Raw genomic sequence first — 16,089 nt, 5'->3', positions numbered from 1 at the left:
TTATCTGGTCGCTTTTTTATTTGCGCAGAAAATTACTCTGCGTCCGGCTCTTCCGTTTTGTACTTCGCCGCCGTCTCTTTGATCAGCTGCTGCAGTTCGCCGCGCTGATACATTTCAATCAGGATATCGCAGCCGCCAACCAGTTCGCCGTCAACCCACAGCTGTGGGAAAGTCGGCCAGTTAGCGTACTTAGGCAGCTCAGCGCGGATGTCCGGATTCTGCAGGATATCAACGTAAGCAAAACGCTCACCACAGGCTGACAGCGCCTGAACCGCTTGTGCGGAGAAGCCGCAGCTTGGCAGCTTCGGAGAACCTTTCATATACAGCAGAATCGGGTTTTCAGCGATCTGGCGCTGGATTTTTTCAATAGTGGTGCTCATGTCTTGCTTCCTTTAACTTCTGTTACGGCATTCGTCTGACATTGTAGCGGTTCAGACTGGCATCGGAAAATAACATTTTTGTCACGTTTATACATTCTACCCCGAGTCACGAAAAGTTGCATTGCAAATGGTGTTTACCCCTGCCGCATTCAGGGTTTTGCTTAGGGAGCGGGCAAATGTGCGACAGAACGATGAATTTTTTTGCACTTGCTAACGAAACACGATTGTAGATTGAAAAATGCTATTAACTTTCTGGCTTTTTATAGATTAGAATCGACGGGCTTTGTAAATCACACGCGGGTATTATTGATGACCTGCATTTATCAGGGGACTGCCCAGTGGCGCGGATAAATAAAATCTCGATCACGCTCTGTGCTTTACTGTTTACTTCACTCACTTTCACGCCAGTGGCAAACGCCTCTCAGCAGGCGCGGCATTCTGCTGTACAAAAAAACCATCTGGTGAAAGCCACAGAACGTAAGAACAAAACCACCGCTAAGAACGACAAGAAAAAAACACCGGCTCAGACGAAACAGACCGCTTCCAGCAAAACGAAAACAAAACCTTCCCGCACTGCCCACTCTGCCAAAAGTAAAGCTTCGCAAACCGCCGCTAACCTCGTTACTGAAAAATGCATCACGCGTAAAGGCCGTAAGGCGAAATGCACGAAGGTCACGAAAATTGCGGAAGTGCATAAAGTGCGCGTACAGAAAGCGCAAAAAACCGCAATGAATAAGCTGATGGGGCAGATTGGCAAACCTTATCACTGGGGTGGGACTTCGCCGCGTACCGGTTTTGACTGCAGCGGCCTCGTCTATTACGCCTATAAAGATCTGGTCAAGTTCCGCATTCCGCGCACCGCCAACGAAATGTACCACCTGCGTGATGCCTCACCGGTTGACCGCGGTGAGCTGGAAAATGGCGATCTGGTGTTCTTCCGCACCCAGGGCCGCGGGACGGCTGACCACGTTGGCGTCTATGTCGGCAACGGAAAATTCATCCAGTCTCCACGTAGCGGTCAGGATATTCAGATCACCTCTCTCAGTGAAGACTACTGGGTACGCCACTACGTCGGCGCACGCCGCGTGATGACGCCGAAAACCATTCGCTAACCCCTGCCCTGCCACACCCGTGGCAGGGTAAGTTCCTCTTTTGCATACCCTTTCAATTTGCTATCCTGTCCTTGTTGTCTGTGTGGTTATTGGCAACGCAAAATACAATAAGGAGAGAAGCAATGTCGTTCGAATTACCTGCACTACCGTATGCAAAAGACGCCCTGGCACCGCACATTTCTGCGGAAACCCTGGAATATCACTACGGCAAACATCACCAGACTTACGTCACCAACCTGAACAACCTGATCAAGGGCACCGATTTTGAAGGCAAAACGCTGGAAGAGATCGTCCGCAGCTCAGAAGGTGGCGTATTCAACAACGCCGCTCAGGTGTGGAACCACACCTTCTACTGGCACTGCCTGGCGCCGAATGCCGGCGGTGAACCTGCCGGTGAACTGGCTACCGCCATCAACGCCGCCTTTGGCAGCTTCGCGGACTTCAAGGCGAAATTCACCGATGCCGCCATCAAGAACTTCGGTTCAGGCTGGACATGGCTGGTTAAAGAGGCGGATGGCAAACTGGCTATCGTATCCACCTCTAACGCGGGCACCCCGCTGACCACCAGCGCGAAGCCGCTGATGACCGTGGACGTATGGGAACACGCTTACTACATCGATTACCGTAACGCGCGCCCGAACTACCTGGAACACTTCTGGGCACTGGTTAACTGGGACTTTGTGGCGAAGAACTTCGCCGCGTAAAAGACACGCAGAAGGGTTCACCCTTCTGCGTTTTTGGTTTATTCCGCAGCGCAGGCTGCTTCTGGCTGTTTACGACCCGACATCATTACCAACAGCAGGCCGAGCGCGGCAATGATTGCCCCCATCACCGGCACAAAGCTGTATCCCAGACCACCTGAAATCACGGCCCCACCGGCCGCCGCACCGAGCGCATTGCCCAGGTTAAAGGCACCGATATTGACCGAGGATGAGAGGCCCGGCGCTTCATGCGCAACACGCATCACGCGCATCTGCAGCGGTGGCACCACGGCGAACGTTGCTGCACCCCAGACGACCATCGCCATCGCGGCGCCAAACTCGTTACGCGCCAGCCACGGAATGGCAATCATGATGACAATCAGCAGGGTTAAGAAGCCCTTCAGCGTCCCGCTCACGGAACGGTCGGCAAATTTCCCGCCGAGATAGTTACCGATCGAGAAGCCCACGCCAATCAGCACCAGCATCGCGGTCACAAAGAGAGGCGTTGCGTGGGTGATATCGTGCAGTACCGGTGAAATATAGGTATAGAGGGTAAACATCGCCCCTGCCCCGAGAACGGTGGTAAGCAGCGCGGAAAGCACCTGCGGGCGCATCAGCACCGCCAGCTCCTTACGCACTTCCGGACGTTCTCCGGCGCTGCCTTTCGGCAGGGAGAAGAACAATGCCACCATCGCGACCACGCCCAGCCCGGCCGTCGCCAGGAAAGACATACGCCAGCCGATCGCTTCTCCCAGCCAGGTTGCAGCAGGAACACCGCCGATGTTAGCGATGGTCAGCCCCATAAACATGGTGGCCACGGCGCTCGCCTGCTTATGTTTTGGCACCACGCTTGCCGCCACGACCGACCCCAGCCCAAAGAACGCGCCGTGGTTGAGGCTTGTCAGAATACGCGACAGCATCAGCGTGGTGTAGTCCGGCGAAATGGCCGAAAGCACATTGCCGAGGGTGAAAATCGCCATCAGGAAAATCAACGCATTGCGGCGCGCGCGATGAGAAAGCAGAAGCGTCATCAGCGGCGCCCCGACCATCACGCCGATAGCGTAGGCGCTGATCAACATGCCTGCCGCAGGGATCGAGACGTCCACGCCGCGGGCGATGACGGGCAGTAACCCCATCGGGGAGAATTCAGTGGTGCCAATCCCAAAAGCGCCAATCGCCAGGGCCAGCAGGGGAAAATTGATTTTCATGCGTCAACTCCGGATGCCGTGTCATGTGGTGACACAGAACAAAGAAGCGGAAAGCATGACATCAATCACAAAAAATGAGAAGTTAACAAAACGGCAAAAGTTTTTTGCCAGAGAAGTAACAATCCGGGGAGTCGGGAGGGAGAAGGCTCTCCCTCCGCGTAAATCAGTGCAGCGCAGCCGTCAGACCGGCCGCAACAATCAGAGCCAGCACAACAACGGTGGTGAACAGCGAAAACTTAAGATCGGAACTCATCAATTTTTCTCCTTTTAATCCCCACACGAAAAGTGAGCTTGCTCATTTTTGCACAGATTACGTCAAAAATCTTCCTGGATTTATACTGATAACCACTTTACCTCTTCCCCTTTTCATCAAGATAGGACAAAATTCCACGCTAAATTTATTAGCGTACCGGCCATTGACCCCCTCCTGACGTCCCGTGTCGTTTTCCCGGCGTGCCGCAGTTCAAGATTGCGTGATAAGGGTGAGAGAAGGCAAACGTTTACCTTCAAGTTTTTCAGGAGTTTAGGATATGGTCTGGAGTGACATTTAATGGCAACAATTAAAGACGTAGCAAAACGCGCAAACGTTTCCACTACAACCGTATCACATGTAATTAACAAAACCCGCTTTGTGGCGGAAGAGACGCGCAACGCCGTCTGGGCAGCGATCAAGGAGCTGCACTATTCGCCAAGCGCGGTTGCGCGTAGCCTCAAGGTTAATCACACCAAGTCCATTGGATTGCTGGCGACCAGCAGTGAAGCGGCCTATTTTGCCGAGATCATTGAAGCGGTTGAAAAAAACTGCTTCCAGAAAGGCTATACCCTGATTCTGGGCAACGCGTGGAACAGCATTGAAAAACAGCGCGCCTACCTGTCGATGATGGCGCAGAAGCGCGTTGACGGCCTGCTGGTAATGTGTTCCGAGTATCCGGAATCCGTGCTGTCGATGCTCGAAGAGTATCGCCACATCCCCATGGTCGTTATGGACTGGGGCGAAGCGCGTGCAGATTTCACCGACTCTGTTATCGACAATGCCTTTGAAGGCGGTTATATGGCTGGCCGTTACCTGATCGAACGCGGTCACCGCGAGATTGGCGTGATCCCGGGTCCGCTGGAGCGCAACACCGGGGCGGGCCGTCTTGCCGGTTTTATGAAAGCGATGGAAGAAGCGCTGATCACCGTGCCGGAAAACTGGATCGTGCAGGGCGACTTTGAGCCGGAATCAGGCTACCGCGCGATGCAGCAGATCGTTTCCCAGCCGCACCGTCCGACCGCCGTTTTCTGCGGGGGTGACATCATGGCCATGGGCGCACTCTGCGCCGCCGATGAGCTGGGTCTGCGCGTACCGCAGGATATTTCCGTGATCGGGTATGACAACGTGCGTAACGCGCGCTTCTTCACCCCAGCGCTGACCACCATTCACCAGCCGAAAGATTCGCTGGGCGAAACGGCCTTCAATATGCTGCTCGACAGGATCGTCAACAAGCGCGAAGAGTCGCAGTCCATTGAAGTTCACCCGCGCCTGATTGAACGCCGTTCCGTTGCGGACGGTCCGTTCCGCGACTACCGTCGTTAATCCCTTTACGGGGCCAGCTACGCTGGCTCCCGTAACCATTCCCGGTTCAGCGTTTCGCTGTCCCCCAGATAATCCAGCAGCCAGGCCATGGCGGGCGAGACATCATTTTGTTGCCAGGTCAGGCAGCAGGCCGCGTCCGGGAACGGATTTTCCAGCGTCAGTTCAACCCATTCGCCGGTATCGATGCGCGGACGCGCAAAATGAACGGGCACCATCGCGACGCACAGTCCGGCACTTAGGCACGTCGCCGACGATTCCCAGTCCGGAGCCACCACCCGCCGCTGGTTGTCCAGAAGCCAGGTGATACGCTTGGGCAATGAACGGGACGTATCCTCCAGCACCAGCGAGGGCCAGTTGCGCAGCGTATCGTCGCTAAGCGGCCCGTCCATCGCTGCCAGAGGATGATCGCTGGCCACCACGCATTTCCAGCTCAGCATCCCCATGTCGCGAAAGGCGTAACGTCCCCCGACCGGGATCGCCTGCGTCGCGCCAATCGCCATCTCCGCCCTGCCGTCCGCCAGCGCATCCCACACCCCGTTGAACACCTCCTGCGAGACCCGCAGCTCAACGTCAGAGAAATGACGATAGAAATCGACAATCATCTGTCGGGTGCGTTCCGGCTTCACGATGTTATCCACCGCGATGGAAAGATGTCCCCGCCAGCCGTTGGCGATCTGCTGGCACTGTTCGCGCGTGATCTGCATTTTTTTGATAACAGAACGCCCTTCCTTCAGAAACCACGCCCCGGCGGGCGTCAATTCCACGTCACGATGCCGCCGCTCAAACAGCGGAACCGCCAGCCACTCCTCCAGTTGACGCACCGTGTAGCTGATGGCCGAAGGGACGCGGTGCAGCTCCTGCGCCGCACCGCTGAAGCTGCCGTTACGCGCGACAGCATCGACCACTTCAAGAGAATAATCTGACCACATTTTCTGCCTGCAAAAAATTTGAATGCACCCGCCAAATATTAGCGTTTCACAAGCGGCTTTGCACTCCCTACACTCAGCGCCAATGTATACCTGCCTCCTCAGGAGAATAAAATAATGCAACCCAGGAACGGTTTTTTAGTCTGGCTCGGCGGCTTAAGCGTGCTGGGCTTTTTGGCCACCGATATGTACCTGCCGGCTTTTGCCGCGATGCAGGAAGATTTGCAAACCCCCGCTGCCGCCATCAGTGCCAGCCTGAGTTTGTTCCTCGCCGGTTTTGCTTTTGCACAGCTGCTCTGGGGACCGCTCTCGGATCGCTTTGGTCGTAAACCGGTACTGCTGCTGGGTCTGGCCATTTTTGCCGTGGGCTGCCTGGGGATGCTATGGGTACGCGACGCCACCTGGCTGCTGGTGCTGCGCTTCGTTCAGGCCGTGGGCGTCTGTGCCGCGGCCGTGACCTGGCAGGCGCTGGTGACCGACTACTACCCGGCTAACCGCACAAACCGTATTTTCGCCACCATTATGCCGCTGGTGGGCCTCTCCCCTGCCCTGGCTCCGCTGCTGGGCAGCTGGATCCTCGCGCACTTTGACTGGCAGGCCATTTTTGCCACGCTGTTTGTCATCACGCTGGTGCTGATGCTGCCGGCGTTTGCCCTCAAGCCTGCGCATAAAAAAGAGGCGCATGCCGACGCGAAGCCGATTACCTTTACCTCCCTGCTGAGCGCCAAAGCGTATCGCGGGAATGTCCTGATCTATGCCGCCTGCTCGGCAAGCTTCTTCGCATGGCTCACCGGCTCGCCGTTCATTCTGCACGATATGGGCTACAGTCCGGCAGCCATCGGCCTGAGCTATGTTCCGCAGACAATCGCGTTCCTTGTGGGCGGGTACGGCTGTCGCGCGGCGCTGCAAAGATGGGAGGGTCAGCAGATGCTGCCGTGGCTGCTGGTGCTGTATGCGCTGAGCGTCATCGGGACCTGGGCCGTTGGCTTTATTACGGGTGCCGGTCTGGCCGAAATTTTGATCCCGTTCTGCGTGATGGCCATTGCGAACGGGGCGATTTACCCTATCGTTGTGGCGCAGGCGCTGCGTCCATTCCCGCAGGCAACAGGCCGCGCCGCCGCGCTGCAGAACACCCTGCAGCTGGGTTTGTGCTTCCTGGCAAGCCTGGTGGTCTCGGCGCTGATTGCTACGCCGCTTTTGACCACCACCAGCGTGATGCTGTTCACCGTAGCGCTGGCGGTATTGGGCTATCGCATGCAGGCCTCCGCGCAGCGTGAGCAGGATAACGGTGCGCAGGTGGAAACCTCGCATGCCTGATTGCGCCAGAAATCATGTTATATTTCAGTGATTAGGTTGCTAACAATTTTCTATTGAATCACCAAATTTTGAAGCCTATACTAAATTTGGTTCGATTAAATACGATAAATATTAAGTGTTAACGGGAGCCGGAGTGCTCCCGTTTTACCATGGAAGGCATTTCGGCAAGGGTTATCTCCCTTCCTCTGTTCTACGTCGGATACTAGCCTCGCGGTATTTACCGTGAGATTTCTCACAAACCAAAAAAAGCGTCTACGCTGTTTTAAGGTTCTGATCACAGTAGGGTGATGGAGAAGCTATGAGTTCATCGTGTATAGAAGAAGTCAGCGTTCCGGACGATAACTGGTCCCGGATCGTCAGTGAACTGTTAGGTCGAGCAGGCATCACTATCAATGGATCATCGCCATCCGATCCTCAGGTTAAACATCCCGACTTTTTTAAACGCGTGTTGCGGGAAGGGTCGTTAGGCCTGGGAGAAAGCTACATGGACGGCTGGTGGGAGTGTGAACGTCTGGATACCTTTTTCGCCAGCGTGTTGCGTGCCGGTCTTGAAAATCAACTCCCTCGCAACCTGAAAGATACCCTGCGCGTCGCCTCTGCCCGACTTTTCAATCTCCAGAGTAAAAAACGCGCGTGGATCGTTGGCAAAGAACATTACGATCTTGGCAATGATTTGTTCAGCCGTATGCTGGACCCTTTCATGCAATACTCCTGCGCCTACTGGAAAGAGGCCTCTACGCTTGAAGAGGCTCAGCAGGCGAAGCTGCGTCTGATTAGCGAGAAGCTGCAGCTACAGCCCGGCATGCGCGTGCTGGATATCGGCTGCGGCTGGGGTGGGCTGGCATATTTTATGGCGAAGCATTATGGCGTCAGCGTGGTCGGCGTGACGATCTCAGCGGAACAGCAAAAAATGGCGCGGGAGCGCTGCCAGGATCTCGATGTGGATATCAGGCTGCAGGACTACCGTGACCTGAATGAACAGTTTGACCGGATTGTTTCCGTCGGCATGTTCGAGCACGTGGGGCCAAAAAACTACGATACCTATTTTGAGGTGGTGGACCGGAATCTGAAACCGGACGGCATCTTCCTGCTGCACACCATTGGCTCTAAGCGGACCGACAACAACGTTGACCCGTGGATCAACAAATACATCTTTCCGAATGGCTGTTTACCGTCCGTTCGCCAGATTGCCAACGCCAGTGAACCCCATTTCGTGATGGAAGACTGGCATAACTTTGGCGCGGACTACGACACCACCTTAATGGCATGGCATGAACGTTTTCAGAAAGCCTGGCCAGAGATTGCGGACAACTATTCTGAACGATTCAAACGAATGTTTAGCTATTATCTGAATGCCTGCGCGGGGGCGTTTCGCGCACGGGATATTCAGCTCTGGCAGGTAGTATTCAGCCGTGGGATAGAACACGGACTGCGTGTCGCACGCTAAAAAAATAACCCCGGATATCCGGGGTTATTTTTTATTCTTCTTCGGCGGTCTTTATTATTGCGGCTTCTTTTGCTGCCAGCACGCGCTCAACCGTATCCACCACAGCCTGGGTCTGCGGATCGATTTCGATATTCACGCGATGCCCCAGTTTTTTCGCGCCCAGCGTGGTGCGCTGCAGCGTTTCAGGAATTAAATGCACGCAAAAACGCGTTGGCGTCACTTCCCCTACCGTCAGGCTAATCCCGTCAATGCCAATAAATCCTTTATAGAGGATGTATTTCATTAATGACGGGTCCTGCATTTTAAACCAGATTTGACGGTTATTTTCCGAGGTCACGATTTTAGCCACTTCGGCGGTGGTCATGATGTGCCCCGACATAAGATGACCGCCAATCTCATCGCTGAACTTCGCCGCGCGCTCAACGTTGATGGTATCGCCTACCACCAGCTCGCCCAGGTTAGTGATGCGCAGCGTCTCTTTCATTAAATCGAAGCTAATCTGGTTGCCGTTAATTTCGGTCACGGTCAGGCAGCAGCCGTTATGGGCAATCGACGCGCCGGTTTCAATGCCCTCAAGCATATATTCCGGCAACTCAACAACATGAGTACGGAAATTAGGTTTTTCATCAATGGACACCACTTTGGCAGTGCCCTGCACAATACCAGTAAACATGCTTACAACTCCTGTTTTTTCCGAACGGTGATAACACCGTTTAATCCCTCCACAATAACAGTTGGAAAAACAGGTTGCCAGCAGAGCGCATTTTCTGGCGATTTTTTCACTAGATAAATAGCTAAAGCCCGCTACAATAGCTGGCACCCCCCTGCATTTTCTTCTTGCTGCCAGTTTCGGCGGCTTTTTTAGTCTCTCATATAACTACAAAATAAAGGTGTTCACGTGCAGAAGTACATGAATGAAGCGCGCCAGCTATTGGCACTGGCTATACCAGTGATCGTCGCGCAGGTGGCCCAGACCGCAATGGGATTTGTGGATACGGTAATGGCGGGTGGCTACAGCGCCACCGACATGGCGGCCGTAGCTATCGGTACGTCAATCTGGCTTCCGGCCATCCTGTTCGGCCACGGTCTGCTGCTCGCGCTCACCCCTGTTATCGCTCAGCTCAATGGTTCGGGGCGCCGCGAGCGCATTGCCCATCAGGTCCGCCAGGGCTTCTGGCTGGCAGGATTTGTCTCGGTGCTGATTATGGTCGTGCTCTGGAACGCGGGCCATATCATTCGCGCTATGCATAACATTGACCCGGCACTGGCGGACAAAGCCGTGGGTTATTTGCGCGCGCTGCTCTGGGGTGCGCCTGGCTACCTCTTCTTCCAGGTGGCGCGTAACCAGTGTGAAGGCCTGGCGAAAACTAAGCCCGGCATGGTGATGGGCTTTATCGGGCTGCTGGTCAACATTCCCGTTAACTATGTCTTTATTTACGGTCATTTCGGGATGCCGGAGTTGGGCGGCGTCGGCTGCGGCGTGGCGACGGCCGCCGTTTACTGGGTAATGTTCTTCTCGATGCTTACCTTCGTGAAGCGCGCCCGCTCCATGCGCGATATTCGTAACGGGCACAGATTCAGCACGCCGGACTGGAACATCATGACGCGTCTGGTGCAGTTAGGGCTGCCGATTGCCCTCGCGCTGTTCTTTGAGGTGACCCTGTTTGCCGTGGTCGCCCTGCTGGTCTCCCCGCTGGGCATTGTGAACGTCGCCGGGCACCAGATCGCGCTGAACTTTAGCTCCCTGATGTTCGTCCTGCCGATGTCGCTGGCGGCGGCGGTGACGATTCGCGTAGGCTTCCGCCTGGGCCAGGGCTCAACGCTCGATGCGCAAACGGCCGCCCGAACAGGACTGGGCGTCGGCGTCTGCATGGCGATCTGTACTGCGCTCTTTACCGTTGCATTACGCGAGCAGATCGCCCTGCTCTATAACGACAATCCGGAAGTCGTCACGCTGGCATCGCACCTGATGCTGCTGGCCGCGATTTACCAGATTTCTGACTCCATTCAGGTGATTGGCAGCGGCGTGCTGCGCGGCTATAAAGACACGCGTTCCATCTTCTTTATCACTTTCATCGCCTACTGGGTGCTGGGTCTGCCGTGTGGCTATATTCTGGCCCTGACCGACCTGGTGGTTGAGCGCATGGGGCCGGCAGGGTTCTGGATGGGCTTTATCATCGGCCTGACCTCGGCGGCGATTATGATGATGATGCGCATGCGCTTCCTGCAGCGCCAGCCATCAACGGTCATTTTGCAACGCGCTGCACGTTAACGACGCAGTAGCCGCCGCCTGGCGGCTACTTTCTCTTCACTTTGCGCGGTAATACAGCAATCGCGTGAAATCAGAGAGAAAATTGCATTTTCCCTCTTGCCACCTCGATGCTGTGCCGCTAATATTCGTCCCCGTTGTCACCGACAACACGTTGCGTTCATAGCTCAGTTGGTTAGAGCACCACCTTGACATGGTGGGGGTCGTTGGTTCGAGTCCAATTGAACGCACCATTCTGCGTCCGTAGCTCAGTTGGTTAGAGCACCACCTTGACATGGTGGGGGTCGGTGGTTCGAGTCCACTCGGACGCACCATTTCAGTCCTGAAATGGTGCAACTCCTCTTCTGATATCCTGAATTTTCCTAATCCCTTATTTTCTTCATTGTTCTCCTGCTACGCTTTTCCTATGGAAAAAAACACAGGAAACGTGTTGATGAAGAAGATCGCGATTATCGGCTCCGGCCCCACAGGGATTTACACCTTTTATCACCTGCTTAAGAACAGCACGCCGCTCTCCGTTTCCGTTTTCGAACAGGCCGATGAAGCCGGCGTGGGAATGCCCTATAACGACGACGATAATTCCCGGCTGATGCTGGCGAACATTGCGAGCATTGAAATCCCGCCCATTTTTATGACCTACCTCGAATGGCTCAAGGAACAGAGCGACGCCCATCTGTCGCGTTTTAAGGTTGATAAAGCCCGCCTGCACGATCGACAGTTCCTGCCGAGGATCCTGCTGGGGGAGTATTTTCGCGACAGCTTTCGTTCAATCGTAAAAGAGGCGAAAAAGCTGGGGTTCCAGGTTGAGATCCATGAATCAGCGAAGGTCACCGACATCACCCCTTCGACAACCGGCGTGACGATTTCGGTCAACGACCGCGCCCTACCGGATAAATTCGACCTGGCGGTTATCGCCACCGGCCACGTCTGGCCAGACGAGGATGAAGCCACGCGCTCGTTCTTCCCAAGCCCGTGGTCCGGCCTGATGGATGCCAGCATTCCCCCTTGCCGCGTGGGCATTATGGGCACCTCGTTGAGCGGTCTCGACGCGGCTATGGCGGTGGTGATGCAGCACGGTGAGTTTCGTGACGGTAAATTCATCCTCGACAACGGCAGCGAAGGGTTACACATTACGCTGATGTCCCGGACGGGCATTCTGCCGGAAGCCGATTTTTACTGCCCTATTCCTTACGAACCGCTGTCGGTTTTGACCGAATTCGTGGTGGAAAGCGAGATAGCCAAAGGACCGGATGGCCTGCTTGACCGCATTTTTGCCCTGATGGTCAAAGAGCTTCAGCTTGCCGATCCGGCGTGGTGCGAGAAAATGTCTCTGCATACGCTGAATGCGGACACTATTCGTAAGGCCTGGTTTGAGGATCGTAAACGCCACGGCCCCTTTACCTGGGCGGAAGAGAATCTCAACGAGGTTGAACGCAACAAACGGGAACGCCGTACCGTGGCCTGGCGCTATACCGTGCTTCGGCTGCATGAAGTGGTTCAGGAGATCGTCCCCCATCTCGATGAGCAAGACGGTGAACGCTTCAGTCAGGGGCTGGCTCGGGTATTTATCGACAATTATGCCGCCATTCCTCCGCAGTCTATCCGCAGGCTGCTCGCACTTCGCGAAGCCGGCATCATCAGCGTGGCCGCGCTCGGTGACGACTACACGCTCGACGTTGGCAGCGATCGAACGGTGATAACCACAAAAGAGACCGTCTATCGTTTCGACGTATTTATTGACGCACGCGGACAAAAGCCGCTCAAAACGAAAGATCTGCCCTTCCCGACGCTGCGAAAACAGCTGGAAGCAACGGGAGATCGGATACCCGATATCGGCGAGGATTACACCTTAAAAGCGCCTGACATCGTGCGCGGACGCATCGCCTTCGGCGCGATACCGTGGCTGATGCACGACCGTCCCTTCGTTCAGGGGCTGGCGGAATGTGCTGAGATTGCAGAAGCGATGGCGAAGGCGGCTGAAAAACCCGCGTCGGGATCGCGGAGAAGGTTACCGTATATTGAGATCTGACAGGGCTTCCATGCCCTGCTGTCGGTAATTACTCGAAGAAGACTTCCGGGTTTTCCGACAGCGAAACGAAACTTTTCGTCGCTTTATCCAGCGCGAGGATTTCGCCGCTTTCAATGTCGTACACCCAGCCGTGCAGTCGGATGGAGTTATTACGCAGGCCCACCGCAACGGACGGATGGGTCTTGATGTTGCTCAGCTGCGCAAAGACGTTTTCCTGCACCATCGCATTGACCTTATCGATCGGCTTATCCCAGGTTTTCTTCTCAACCACGGCTTTCGCCGCGTCGGAATAGCGCAGCCAGTGTGACACCGCAGGCATCGGCTCCAGGTTCGCGTTATCGGCAATCGCCTTCATTGCGCCACAGTTGGAGTGACCACAAATCACGATATCCGTGACGCCCAGCGCCACCACGGCGTATTCGATGGTTGCGGACACGCCGCCAGGCTCCGGTCCGAACGGCGGCACGATGTTGCCAGCATTACGAATGACAAAGAGTTGTCCTGGCTCTTGCTGGGTGACCAGTTCCGGGACCAGACGGCTGTCGGAGCATGAGATGAACAGCGCTTTGGGATTCTGGCTGGACGCTAAACTGCGGAAGAGTTCTTTACGTTGCGGGAAAATCTCTTTTTGAAAGCTGAGAAAACCTTCAATGATATGTTGCATAGCAATGTCTCTTTTATCTGTTTTAGTTTAGGTATGATCGAGATCACACTCGTAAAGTTTACCCATCGTGGTTTACTTCAGACAAGCAATATATTTCTGGCCCGACCGCTGCACGATCTCGTCCGCACTGGCCAGGATGTTCTGCCCTTCGAACGCGCCGTAAAGACGTTCAAAGGTTTTGCCTTCGAGATGACTCACCACCGACGCCACCGTTCGGGCCGGCAGCGGAAGATAGTTCGGGTAGCTCCACATAAACGAGACGGCGTCTTTACCCGGCGTGACCTGCAGAATATCGCCAACCAGCAATACCCCGTCCCCCTCCTGCCAGTGCAGCACCGTTCCCCCGGCAAAATGCCCGCCCAGACGCAGCAAAGTGACAGACGGGAAAATCTCCAGCGCATCGCCTTCCCAGAAATGAATGGCCGGGCTGTCGCGCATCACCCACTCTCTGTCGCTGGCGTGCAGGTACACCGGCGCACCAAACGCCGCAGCCCACGCCTGCATCGTGGTGTAATAGTGCGGATGTGAAATCGCAATTGCGCTGATGCCGCCGAGCGCGGCGATGAGGGTTTGGGTTGCGGGATCGAGGTTGGCGATACAGTCCCAGAGAATGTTGCCGTGCGGCGTTTGCAGGAGCAGCGCCCGCTGGTTAATCGCAAACGCAGGAACCGTTTTGATACCGAATAATCGCGGCTCCAGCTGCTGCCATTTGTTGCTGTGCGTGGCGGTGACGGTATCGAGATCGGTCCACGCCTGCCCCGTGATGGGCACATACTGGCGTTCATCCTCACAAATCGGGCATCTGTTAGGCTGCGTATCGTAGGCGGTCCCGCAGGTTTTACAGAGTGTAATCATGTGCTCTCCTCAGCGATAAAGCACTGAGTATGGCAGGGATTATCCTTATGTGCTGCGAGGTACATTGCTGGCTTTTTTTACCCTATACTGTGCCAGTATCGAAAACTGAACAGAGCAGGTGCAACATGGAAATTGATCTCGATAACTTAGTCTTTAACGGTCTGGATGAAGCAGAAGAGCGTAATGCGGAACGTCTGGACGATGCAGACAAAAAAGCGCAGGCGATTGTCGCCGACGACGACTGCGGCGACGCCTGCAAGATCTAATAAAAAAAGCACCGGGAAACCGGTGCTTTTTTTATTTCACTCGTTAAACGTCACGCACACCTCGTTCCAGTAGGTTTCGCGCGTGCGGCGCAGTTCAGCGTGACGTTTTATCATGGAACCACTCCGGGTCAATGTTGGCAACGTCTACGCCATACAGGCTGGCGACAGGCAGTATCGACTCAAGAACACGTTGCGCGCTGTTCTCCGCATTCGCTGGCCGGGCCGCAAAAAACCGCCGTAACGTGCTGATCCACTTTTTCATCGTCTTACCCTCTCTCGCCGTGTCTGACCTCAGTTAAGCACCCAAATCCCGTGCAGGGGAAATACCAAAATCCACTGTCTATGTGCAGGATCTGCAAATAGCACCCCGTCCTTTTCACGCTTCATTAACACCTTGTTCACTAATGCTTTTTTGCTCATAGCAAAGAACGATTTCTTATTTGGCGATAGCTTTCCCTTATGGGAGCGTAACGGGGTAAAACAAAAACAACGGGATGGCGAATGACTATGGCAGCAAATATGAAAGGGTTTACCAAACGGACACTGGTTCTGGGATTACTGGCGGCGGGGAGCCTGCTTTCAGCTCAGGCACAGGCCGATCATTTGGCGGATATTAAGGCAGCAGGGGTGGTGAAAGTGGCCACGTTTGACGCCAACCCGCCGTTTGGCTCGATTGATGCCAAAACGCATGAGATCGTGGGTTATGACGTGGACTTTGCCAAAGCGCTGGCAAAATCGCTCGGCGTGAAGCTTGAACTGGTTGCCACCAATCCGGCCAACCGCATTCCGCTGCTGCAGTCCGGCAAAGCCGACCTGATCGTGGCGGATATCACCATCACCCCGGAACGTGCACAGGTCATTGATTTTTCTACCCCTTACTTCGTTACCGGCCAGCAGTTCCTCGTTCCGGCAAAATCACCGGACAAGCTTGATGACTATAGCCGGGCGCGCATTGGCGCAGTCAAAGGAACGACGGGCGAGCAGGCGCTGCACCAGCGTTTCCCGCAGTCCCGCGTCCTCTCTTATGACGACATCCCGCTGGCGTTGACCGCACTGCGCAATGGCAACGTCCAGGCCATTACCCAGGACAGCACCATTCTGGCCGGCCTGCTGGCGCAGGCGCCGGACAAAGCCAATTTCAAAATCCTGCCCGACCTGCTCAGTAAAGAAGAGATTGGCGTGGGGGTGAAGAAAGGTGAAACGGCGCTGCTGAAGGCCGTTAACGACGAACTGGTTAATCTCGAGAAGACCGGTCAGGCGGCAAAAATCTATGATGTCTGGTTTGGTCCAGGCACCCCTGCTCCACAGCCGCGCGCCTTTAAAATAGAAGCCAGGTAAT

17 protein-coding genes and 2 tRNA genes are annotated in these 16,089 nt (G+C 55.1%); 11 read left to right on the top strand and 8 right to left on the bottom strand.

The window, feature by feature from the left end:
• Positions 1 to 32 precede the first annotated feature (32 nt).
• Positions 33 to 380 carry a monothiol glutaredoxin 4 gene (gene grxD / locus ELK40_RS09870; RefSeq protein ID WP_003832760.1) on the bottom strand — a complete coding sequence of 116 codons (348 nt, stop codon included), beginning with the start codon at positions 378 to 380 and terminating at the stop codon, positions 33 to 35.
• 338 nt (positions 381 to 718) lie between these two features.
• Here grxD and ELK40_RS09865 point away from each other — a divergent pair, with 338 nt between their 5' ends.
• Both ELK40_RS09865 and sodB read left to right on the top strand, forming a co-directional pair.
• Complete coding sequence (locus tag ELK40_RS09865; protein WP_127730529.1) at positions 719 to 1,492, top strand: C40 family peptidase; 774 nt, start codon at positions 719 to 721, stop codon at positions 1,490 to 1,492.
• A gap of 122 nt (positions 1,493 to 1,614) precedes the next feature.
• Positions 1,615 to 2,196: a superoxide dismutase [Fe] gene (sodB, locus tag ELK40_RS09860; RefSeq protein ID WP_023311353.1), complete on the top strand. Its 582-nt coding sequence runs from the start codon at positions 1,615 to 1,617 to the stop codon at positions 2,194 to 2,196.
• Between the two features lie 38 nt (positions 2,197 to 2,234).
• Here the strand turns inward: sodB and ELK40_RS09855 are convergent, their stop codons facing one another.
• Both ELK40_RS09855 and ELK40_RS09850 read right to left on the bottom strand, forming a co-directional pair.
• On the bottom strand, positions 2,235 to 3,401 hold the full coding sequence (locus tag ELK40_RS09855) for an MFS transporter (protein ID WP_115874859.1): 1,167 nt from the start codon (positions 3,399 to 3,401) through the stop codon (positions 2,235 to 2,237).
• Between the two features lie 163 nt (positions 3,402 to 3,564).
• A complete protein-coding gene (locus ELK40_RS09850) occupies positions 3,565 to 3,654 on the bottom strand; it encodes a YnhF family membrane protein (RefSeq protein WP_008500596.1) in 90 nt (29 codons plus the stop codon).
• A gap of 297 nt (positions 3,655 to 3,951) precedes the next feature.
• Here ELK40_RS09850 and purR point away from each other — a divergent pair, with 297 nt between their 5' ends.
• Positions 3,952 to 4,977: an HTH-type transcriptional repressor PurR gene (gene purR, locus ELK40_RS09845; protein WP_008500597.1), complete on the top strand. Its 1,026-nt coding sequence runs from the start codon at positions 3,952 to 3,954 to the stop codon at positions 4,975 to 4,977.
• Between the two features lie 17 nt (positions 4,978 to 4,994).
• Here the strand turns inward: purR and punR are convergent, their stop codons facing one another.
• Entirely contained in the window at positions 4,995 to 5,906 is a 912-nt protein-coding gene (gene punR / locus ELK40_RS09840; RefSeq protein ID WP_048222755.1) for a DNA-binding transcriptional activator PunR, read from the bottom strand.
• 114 nt (positions 5,907 to 6,020) lie between these two features.
• Here punR and punC point away from each other — a divergent pair, with 114 nt between their 5' ends.
• The gene (gene punC / locus ELK40_RS09835) at positions 6,021 to 7,220 is read left to right on the top strand and encodes a purine nucleoside transporter PunC (RefSeq protein ID WP_127730527.1); all 1,200 of its coding nucleotides are present in this window, start codon (positions 6,021 to 6,023) and stop codon (positions 7,218 to 7,220) included.
• Between the two features lie 298 nt (positions 7,221 to 7,518).
• A complete protein-coding gene (gene cfa / locus ELK40_RS09830; protein ID WP_111965647.1) occupies positions 7,519 to 8,667 on the top strand; it encodes a cyclopropane fatty acyl phospholipid synthase in 1,149 nt (382 codons plus the stop codon).
• 31 nt (positions 8,668 to 8,698) lie between these two features.
• Here cfa and ELK40_RS09825 read toward each other — a convergent pair whose 3' ends face one another.
• Positions 8,699 to 9,340 (bottom strand): riboflavin synthase subunit alpha, encoded by a 642-nt coding sequence (locus tag ELK40_RS09825; RefSeq protein WP_095442481.1) that lies wholly within the window; start codon positions 9,338 to 9,340, stop codon positions 8,699 to 8,701.
• A 225-nt stretch (positions 9,341 to 9,565) separates the two neighbouring features.
• Between ELK40_RS09825 and mdtK the strand changes: the two genes are divergently transcribed.
• The 4 genes from mdtK to ELK40_RS09805 all read left to right on the top strand — a co-directional run bounded on the left by mdtK (position 9,566) and on the right by ELK40_RS09805 (position 12,965).
• Positions 9,566 to 10,939: an MdtK family multidrug efflux MATE transporter gene (gene mdtK / locus ELK40_RS09820; RefSeq protein WP_127730525.1), complete on the top strand. Its 1,374-nt coding sequence runs from the start codon at positions 9,566 to 9,568 to the stop codon at positions 10,937 to 10,939.
• Positions 10,940 to 11,092: 153 nt separating this feature from the next.
• Positions 11,093 to 11,169 (top strand) — tRNA-Val (locus ELK40_RS09815).
• Positions 11,170 to 11,173: 4 nt separating this feature from the next.
• Positions 11,174 to 11,250 (top strand) — tRNA-Val (locus ELK40_RS09810).
• A gap of 119 nt (positions 11,251 to 11,369) precedes the next feature.
• Positions 11,370 to 12,965, top strand: coding sequence for an FAD-NAD(P)-binding protein (locus ELK40_RS09805; protein WP_127730523.1), 1,596 nt, complete (start codon positions 11,370 to 11,372; stop codon positions 12,963 to 12,965).
• Positions 12,966 to 12,993: 28 nt separating this feature from the next.
• On the opposite strand, the gene ELK40_RS09800 is transcribed toward ELK40_RS09805, so the two are convergent.
• Positions 12,994 to 13,629, bottom strand: coding sequence for a carbonic anhydrase (locus tag ELK40_RS09800; RefSeq protein ID WP_109844381.1), 636 nt, complete (start codon positions 13,627 to 13,629; stop codon positions 12,994 to 12,996).
• Positions 13,630 to 13,701: 72 nt separating this feature from the next.
• On the bottom strand, positions 13,702 to 14,484 hold the full coding sequence (locus ELK40_RS09795) for an MBL fold metallo-hydrolase (protein WP_127730521.1): 783 nt from the start codon (positions 14,482 to 14,484) through the stop codon (positions 13,702 to 13,704).
• Positions 14,485 to 14,609: 125 nt separating this feature from the next.
• Between ELK40_RS09795 and ELK40_RS09790 the strand changes: the two genes are divergently transcribed.
• Positions 14,610 to 14,750: a hypothetical protein gene (locus tag ELK40_RS09790; protein WP_003857665.1), complete on the top strand. Its 141-nt coding sequence runs from the start codon at positions 14,610 to 14,612 to the stop codon at positions 14,748 to 14,750.
• A gap of 94 nt (positions 14,751 to 14,844) precedes the next feature.
• On the opposite strand, the gene ELK40_RS22685 is transcribed toward ELK40_RS09790, so the two are convergent.
• The gene (locus ELK40_RS22685; protein ID WP_038419198.1) at positions 14,845 to 15,012 is read right to left on the bottom strand and encodes a hypothetical protein; all 168 of its coding nucleotides are present in this window, start codon (positions 15,010 to 15,012) and stop codon (positions 14,845 to 14,847) included.
• 245 nt (positions 15,013 to 15,257) lie between these two features.
• Here ELK40_RS22685 and ELK40_RS09785 point away from each other — a divergent pair, with 245 nt between their 5' ends.
• Positions 15,258 to 16,088 (top strand): ABC transporter substrate-binding protein, encoded by an 831-nt coding sequence (locus ELK40_RS09785; protein WP_164850653.1) that lies wholly within the window; start codon positions 15,258 to 15,260, stop codon positions 16,086 to 16,088.
• Position 16,089 lies beyond the last annotated feature (1 nt).

It is taken from the genome of Enterobacter sp. N18-03635, from assembly GCF_004006055.1.
Lineage (GTDB): Bacteria > Pseudomonadota > Gammaproteobacteria > Enterobacterales > Enterobacteriaceae > Enterobacter > Enterobacter vonholyi.
The sequence above is the reverse complement of the archived record's forward strand: the minus strand, read 5'-3'. Positions and strand labels throughout refer to the sequence as shown.